Source organism: Gordonia sp. ALPHA1B1 (assembly GCF_005502615.1).
Lineage (GTDB): Bacteria > Actinomycetota > Actinomycetes > Mycobacteriales > Mycobacteriaceae > Gordonia > Gordonia hongkongensis.
Genome location: NZ_SCOC01000074.1, coordinates 1 through 7,122, shown reverse-complemented (window position 1 = coordinate 7,122; position 7,122 = coordinate 1). Strand labels below are relative to the sequence as shown.

The 7,122-nt window shown below is 69.2% G+C and carries 6 protein-coding genes and 1 pseudogene; 2 read left to right on the top strand and 5 right to left on the bottom strand.

Annotated elements, in window-relative coordinates:
- Positions 1-169: 169 nt before the first annotated feature.
- Positions 170-448, bottom strand: a pseudogene (locus tag FFS52_RS23260) (YkvA family protein); the annotation flags it as partial.
- A gap of 52 nt (positions 449-500) precedes the next feature.
- On the opposite strand from FFS52_RS23260, the gene FFS52_RS24010 reads away from it, so the two are divergent.
- Both FFS52_RS24010 and FFS52_RS24005 read left to right on the top strand, forming a co-directional pair.
- Positions 501-944, top strand: coding sequence for a class I SAM-dependent methyltransferase (locus tag FFS52_RS24010; RefSeq protein WP_223259023.1), 444 nt, complete (start codon positions 501-503; stop codon positions 942-944).
- A 54-nt stretch (positions 945-998) separates the two neighbouring features.
- Positions 999-1,310, top strand: a complete 312-nt coding sequence (locus FFS52_RS24005) for a hypothetical protein (protein ID WP_223259022.1) — start codon at positions 999-1,001, stop codon at positions 1,308-1,310.
- A gap of 142 nt (positions 1,311-1,452) precedes the next feature.
- On the opposite strand, the gene FFS52_RS23250 is transcribed toward FFS52_RS24005, so the two are convergent.
- From FFS52_RS23250 to FFS52_RS23235, 4 genes are all read right to left on the bottom strand, one after another.
- Positions 1,453-2,793: a carboxylesterase family protein gene (locus FFS52_RS23250; protein ID WP_068972120.1), complete on the bottom strand. Its 1,341-nt coding sequence runs from the start codon at positions 2,791-2,793 to the stop codon at positions 1,453-1,455.
- On the bottom strand, positions 2,790-5,018 hold the full coding sequence (locus FFS52_RS23245) for a cation-translocating P-type ATPase (RefSeq protein ID WP_068972119.1): 2,229 nt from the start codon (positions 5,016-5,018) through the stop codon (positions 2,790-2,792). Before FFS52_RS23245 ends, FFS52_RS23250 begins: the two co-directional genes overlap by 4 nt.
- Positions 5,019-5,306, bottom strand: a complete 288-nt coding sequence (locus FFS52_RS23240; RefSeq protein WP_058252919.1) for a DUF1490 family protein — start codon at positions 5,304-5,306, stop codon at positions 5,019-5,021.
- 405 nt (positions 5,307-5,711) lie between these two features.
- A partial coding sequence (locus tag FFS52_RS23235; protein ID WP_171011721.1) for a HEAT repeat domain-containing protein occupies positions 5,712-7,122 on the bottom strand: 1,411 nt, incomplete at its 5' end.

The window sequence follows — 7,122 nt, the reverse complement described above, 5'->3', positions numbered from 1 at the left end:
CGCAACGCCCACTCCTTTGGTCTTGTTCTTCGCAAATCAAAACCTAAGCGAGACTGGGCGTTGCGTGCGTTAGGCTCGCGAAAAGGAACCCACTTCGACGTCAGAAGAGCCACACATGTTCGCATGAGGGTCGGACATGTACCAGCACGTCCGAGGCAGCCGACTCGGGCTATGGGTCCATCGGCTTTGTGGGATCGCCGATGCCGGCCAGGCGGCGCACCGCGACCAGACCGTCGTCGCTGCCGGGCCAATGGCGCCGGAGCGCATCTTGGCCGGCACGGCGGACGACCGAGCGCAGCGCCAACACCACGATGATCGCGTCGTCGGCGTAGCCGAGAACGGGGATGAAGTCGGGAATCAGGTCGATGGGAAGGACCAAGTAGATCAAGAGCAGCATTAGCCGGACGCGGTCCATCAGGGACGGCTCCGTTCTGTCGGCAGAGGATTGAGACGTCCGCCACTTTATCGGGAACCGTTGTCAACACGTCTACGCTGAACCCATGCCAGGCCCGAGCATCGCCGAGATCTTCAACTCGACCAGTCCCGATTTCGACCTGGTGACTCCCCTCGTCTGGGGTCCGGCGGGCGAGACCCTCGTTGCTCGGGCACGGGTCGCGCTGGGCGATGAGGTTCTCGACATCTGTTCCGGCACCGGTGCCAGCGCGCTGGCCGCCGCGCGGGTCGTCGGACCCGACGGGCACGTCACGGCAGTCGACTTCGCCGCCGATCTGGTGGAGCGTGGCCGAACCAGCGCCTATGCGGCCGGTCTGCGCAACATCGACTTCCGGGTCGACGACGTGACCGCGCTGCCCGGCCGGGAGCGCGGCGAATACGACGTGATCACATGCGGTTTCGGCGTGTTCTTTCTGCCGGACATGGACGACTCGGTGCGCAAACTACTGCCCCTCCTGCGCCCACGTGGTCGTCTCGCAGTCGCGGTATAACATGACGACGCACTCCACGACTTCACCGGCGCCTACTTCGCCGAGGTCGCCCGCGTGACGAACACGCCGCCGCCACCCGGTCCGCGTGCCCCGTCCGACGGACCGCCTCACCCCATCACGCGGATCGACACCGAGGAGAAGATCGTCAGGTGGCTCGAATCGCTTGGCGCAGAAGAGGTGTCCGCGTCAGTTCTCGACCTGCGCGTACCACGGACCGACGAGTTCTCCTGGTCGATGGTCCTCGGCAGCGGGTTGCGCGGCGCACTCGCCGACCTGGACGCCGACGCCGTCGAGGACGTGCGAGTCGGGTTCCTGCAGCGGCTGGCAGACGAGAGGGGATCACCGAAGTCGACTGCGACACACTGATTGCCGTGGGTGAACGACCGGCCGACTGACCTCGCGGCGCTTCCACCGCCGGGCGTCGACGGCTTCGCGCGATTCGGCTGCAGACGCCCAATCCGTGGTGAGACCGCGGGTACAGTCGCATTCGCGCTACGCGATGCCGCGGTCAACGGAAGCGGATCAGGCCCGGCACATCAGCCGGCGCGGTCCATCCGTCGCGAGCGAAGTCCGCCCAGATCCGTCGCAACGTGCGGCCGTCCTCGGCAGCCCGATCGGCGTCGTGGCCGGCCAGGATCGGGGCGCCGGCCCAGATCTCCGGGGTTCCGAACAGCAACGGGATGTCGACGGTGTGCACGGCGCGCAGCGGGTGATCTGCTGCGCCCCAGTCGATGACGTACTGCGCGGCCTTTCCTCCGGCGCGTCGGTGGCGTCGGGCGAAGCGGTCGGCCGCCGACGTGTAGATGGCACGGGTGAGTTGCTGGACAAGGCATTCGTACAGGCGGTTGCCGACCAACGGAACCGCGGGGAGCGACGACACCCCGTCGATCGCCGCGGTGAAGAACGCGGCCTCGCGGCTGCACCAGCCGATGAGGACCTCGACGTCCCGCGCTCGACTCTCCCAGACCGCGTCCACCTCGTCCTCGGGTGGCAGCGGATGGTGGCCGTACTGGGGACCGAAGGACATGAACGCCGGAAGTCCATGTTGCAGAATCGCTTTGAGTCCCATCATCGACTCCTGGACGGCCAGGACCTCGTCGACGGTCGCCGACGCCGACACCTGGTGCGACGCAGCGAACATGTCCGCATGCAACCGCTCGCGACGTCGGGTGATGCCGAGGGGCGCACTCTGGATGATGGCGCGGCGGAACAGGCCCGTCACGCCGTCGGCCGCCATCAATTGTGCAACCGCGTCGCCGCCGGCTGATTCGCCGAAGACGGTGACGGCGTTGGGATCGCCGCCGAAGGACGCGATGTTCCGCTGAACCCAGCGCAGCGCTTCGATCATGTCGAGCAGGCCCAGGTTCGCCGGCCGGTTGATGCCGTCGCCGAGGAACCCAAACAATCCCAGTCGGTAGGTCACTGACACGACGACCACCCGCTGTTCGGCGACCAGCGCCGCCGGATCGTGGCAGGGCGCGTCGGCGGCGCCGATGATGTACGACCCGCCGTGAATCCAGACCATCACCGGGAGAGCCTCGTCGGGTCGACGGTCGACCGGCACCGTGACCGACACGTACTGGGCGTGCTCGTCGCCGACCATCTCGCCCAGCGCGGCATCGCCGAAGGTGTCGTGGACGATCCCCTCGCCGTTGCGCTGAGGACAGGCGGGCGACCACGAGGTCGCATCGATCGGCTCGTCGGCCGGCGGTTGCGGGGACGGAACCTCGAAGCGCGCCGCCTGCGCGAAGCGGATCCCGGTGGCGCGCACGACCTGTCCGTCGGTGCGAGCGATGATCGTCCCGGCCGGACACTCGAAGGTCGCGGTCGTCGTGGGTACCTCGGTCATGCGCGGACTTCCTCCGCCGACGCCGACGGAGCCGGTTCGACCTGATACCGGATGAGCCGAGAACTGTTGAGCACCACGGCAACCGATGATGCGTTGTGCAGCACGGCGGCGAGGACCGGCGAGAGCGCACCGCCCGCGCCGATCACCAGCCCCAGGGCGTTGACGGCGATCGACATACCGTAGTTCTGTCGTATCACCTCGACGGTGTGCGAACCCAGATCGCGGATGTCGAGCAGCTTGCGCAGGTCGTCCCCGGCTAGCGCGACGTCCGCGGTCTCGACCGCGACATCCGTTCCGGCCAACCCCATCGCGATGCCGATGTCCGCGGCGGCCAACGCGGGGGCGTCGTTCACACCGTCACCCACCACCGCGACCACGTGGCCGAGGGCCTGCAGCTCACGAACCACCGCGAGCTTGTCGTCAGGGGTGACCTCGGCGGCCCACCGCTCGATGCCGAGTTCGGCGGCGATGGTCGCCGCGGTGACCGGGTGATCGCCGGTGAGCATGGCGATCTCGGTGACCCCGTCGGCACGCAGCGCGTCGAGCACCTCACGCGCCTCGGGACGCAGCTCGTCGGACAGACTCACCAGACCGACGAGCGTGCCGTCGACGGCCAGCAGCAGCGGTGTCTCGCTCGCCTGCCGCAAGCGGTCCACCCAGCCGATGGCGTCGTCGGAGATCGCGACGCCGTGCCGGTCGAGGAGCGACGGATTACCCAGCAGGAGCACGCGCCCGTCTTCGGCGCGGGTGCGCATGCCGAGTCCGACGATGACCTCGCATTCCGCATGCGTCGGGATCTCGATGCGACGTTCCTCCGTGGACCGGATGACCGCTTCGGCGAGCGGATGACGCGAATGGATCTCGGAGCTGGCCGCGTAGGCGAGGATCTGTTCGGGCTGCCAGTCGTCGGAGAAGGACACGACGTTGGTCACGACCGGGCGCCCGACGGTCAGCGTGCCGGTCTTGTCGAACACCACCGCCGAGATCCGTCCCGAAGCCTCGAGGTGCGATCCGCCCTTGATGAGGATTCCGCGCCGCGCGCCGTTCCCGATGGCGCCGCTGATCGCGGTCGGGGTGGACAGCCCCACCGCACACGGGCACGCGATCAGCAGCATCGTCATCGCACGACGGAGATCGCGCGTCACCAGCAGCGTCAGCGCCGACAACGCGAACGACGCGGGTACGAACCGCCGGGAGAAGTTCTCCCCGACCGTCTGGATGGGAGCGCGGTCGCGCTGAGCCTCCTCGACCCGGCCGATGATCCGACCGATCGAGGTGTCGTCGCCGACCGCGTGGGCCTCGATGACGATCCGGCCGGTGAGTACCACCGAGCCGGCCTGCACGCGGTCGCCGACGTGCTTGGTCACCGGGAGGTTCTCGCCGGTGAGCGCGGACTGGTCGACCACCGCTTCACCGTCGACGACCACACCGTCGACCGCGACGGCGACCTGTTCGTGCACGATGACCGCGTCGCCGACGTGCAGCGCGTCGATGGCGACCTGCACCTCGGTGCCGTCGGAGAGTCGAACCCAGGCGGTGTCCTGGGTGCCGCGGAGGAGCTCGGCGATGGCGCGTCGGGTGCGTCGTAGCGTGAGGTCCTGGAGGAACTCACCGATGTTGAGCAGCCACAGCACGGTCAGCGCGACCACGTTCTCGCGAAGGAGCAGGCTCGCGATCGTGGCGGCCGAGACCAGCGCATCGGTCCCGGCCCGGCCACCACGGAGCGAGCGGAGCGCGCCGCGGAGGAACGGGTACCCGGAGAAGATGGTGACACCGGTGGCGACGGTGCGCGAGGCCGGCCCGAGCAGCGGCGGGCGGCGGAACCCGTAGCGCCGGAAACCCAGCAGGACCAGGGCTCCCGCGCCTATCCCCATGCGCAGCAGGTCGGCATTGGTGACGTCGGCCGAATGCGGTGCGCGGTCAGGAAGATTCGCGGGGTCGGCGTGAGTGGCCGCCGCGATCGCATGATCGATGGCATCCCGGTCGGTGTCGGCCCGAAACCATACGACGACCGAGGCGGTCCGCGGGTAGGCGTGCACGGCGCGCACACCGGTCACCCGGGCAACGCTCTCCTCGACGGCCACGGCACGACGGTCGGCGACAGTGCGATCGGTGACCCGCAACCACGGAACCGTCATACGCACCCGGCCCGCCGCCGACGACCGGACGACGATGTCGGTCGGCTGCAGCTCCGGCGAGTACGTCGGCGCGGACGTGCTCACCATTCAGTGATCGTGGTCGTGATCGTGTGCGACGGCGGTTCCCGGCGGAGTCGACTCCTCGCCCAGCCGTTCCTTCGCCTCGGCGACGATGTCGGCGGTGTTGAGTCGCACCGACTCCGCGACCTCCTCGGCCTTGCGTGTTCCACGGATACCCCACGTGGTCGCCACGACGGCTCCCTCACGCAGCGGGGCGCGTCGGGCGACGGTGCGTACGGCGTCGTAGGCGACGGCTCCGACGAAGCCGGTGGCGACCGTCGCGCCGGCCTTGGCGAGCAGTGCATGAAGTGCCATGTGGGGTCCTCGCTATCCGATGTGCTTGCACACGTGGTGACAGGACACCACGCTACAGGCGTACCGCGACTCACATGGTGCGGCCGCGGGTGCGGTTGTCGGACATGCGGACTCGCTAATGTGAGTGGCACCGTTCGGGTGCTTTTCGAACCCCGGTCGCCGGACCCTTCGTGACGCGCCCTCCGCAAGCTCCAAGCGCTCCGCAGGGAGCAGGACTGCCGCGCCCTCCGCAAGCTCCGAGCGCTCCTCCTGCCCACCGCAGCGCGCGGTCGGCGACCTTCGGATCACCGTAGGAGGAAACCGGATCGCCGATCGTGTCGAGGCTGCACGGTTCTGTGCTGTCCGTGACGCGGACCGGTTGTGAAGGCGGTCATGGCTCGGCGCCGTGTGCCCGCGCAACGTCTCTCAGTGTGGGGCGAGCGAGCCCCGCAGACTCCGCCGGACCGCGGCCCGGACGTCGGCGTCCGGGTCGTCGGCGGCGCCCTCGAGGATCCGCCGGACCACCGGATCGTCGCTCCACTCCGCGAGGGTGAGGGCGGCAGCCCGCCGGACGTCGTTGTGGACATCCGCGATCGCCTTCTCCAGCGCCGAGACCGTCGCCTCATCACGTGCGACCGCGAGCCCCCGCGCCGCACCGACGCGCACCTGCCATGCGGTCTCACGTAACGCGCGGACGAGGACCGGGCCGTCGACAGCGCCGTCACCCACGACCGCCATCGCGGAGAACGCCGCGGCCCGGACGAGGGGATCGCGGTCGGCTCCGAGTGTCCGGACGGCCTCCACACCACCGCCCCCGACCGTCGACAGCCCGTCGGCCACCGCGATCCGGACCTCACGGTCGGGATCCGTTGCCAGGCCGGCGATCAGCTCGGACTCATCCCGTGACACCAGCGCGCGGATGGCCTCGATCCGGACGCGGTGGTCGGAATCCCCTGTGGCGGAAGCGAACAGGTCGACCCGATCGGCGCGCACGGCCCGCAGCAGGTCGACGACGGTCGCACGCACGACCGGGTCCGGGGACTCGGCGTGATTGGCGAGCGCGGACACGAACTCCGCGGTCGGATCGATGATCTCCACGAGTTCCCGCAGCCCCTGCGTCGCCGCTCCGCGGACCGGTGCCGCGGCGTCGGCCAACGCCCGGACCACGGCCATCTCGAACCCATCCGGGGTGTTCTCGGTCAGCACCGCGATCGCGGTCCGGCGGACCGTCGGATCCGGGTCTGCCAGATAGCCGGCGAGATCGGCGGCGTGGGTCACCGCGGTTCCGAGCAGTTCGACGATCCTCGGTGACGCCGTTGCCGTGGACTCGTCCTTCCTCGTGGTCTCGCGCACCGGGCTCTCGACACCGCGGTAGCCCGGGCCCGTCCACACGACAGGTTGCTCGATCGCGATCACCGTCCGGTCGGCCGGCGGGATGTGGTCCAGCCCCTCGACATCGACCAGGAAGGGTTCGACCGGCCGACCGAGGAACTCCATCGTGCCGTCGGCGGCCTTGCGGACGTTCAGGTGGTAGCCCCACTCGTCGTCCCGGCGCTCGGGCAGATCGGCACGCTCGTGATAGAGACCCCAACGACTCTCGGTGCGCGTCAACGAGCTCCGGGCCGCCAGTTCGGCGCAGTCGCGGATGAACGACACCTCCGCACACCGCATCAGTTCGTGCGGGGTCCGCCCGCCCATCTGCTCGATCTCCGAGCGCATGCGCTCGAAGGTCTCGATGGCGATGGCGAGCTTGTTCGACGTCTTTGGCGGCGCCACATAGTCGTTGACGAATCGGCGCAGCTTGTACTCCACCTGTGGCTGGGGTGGGCCGTCGGGG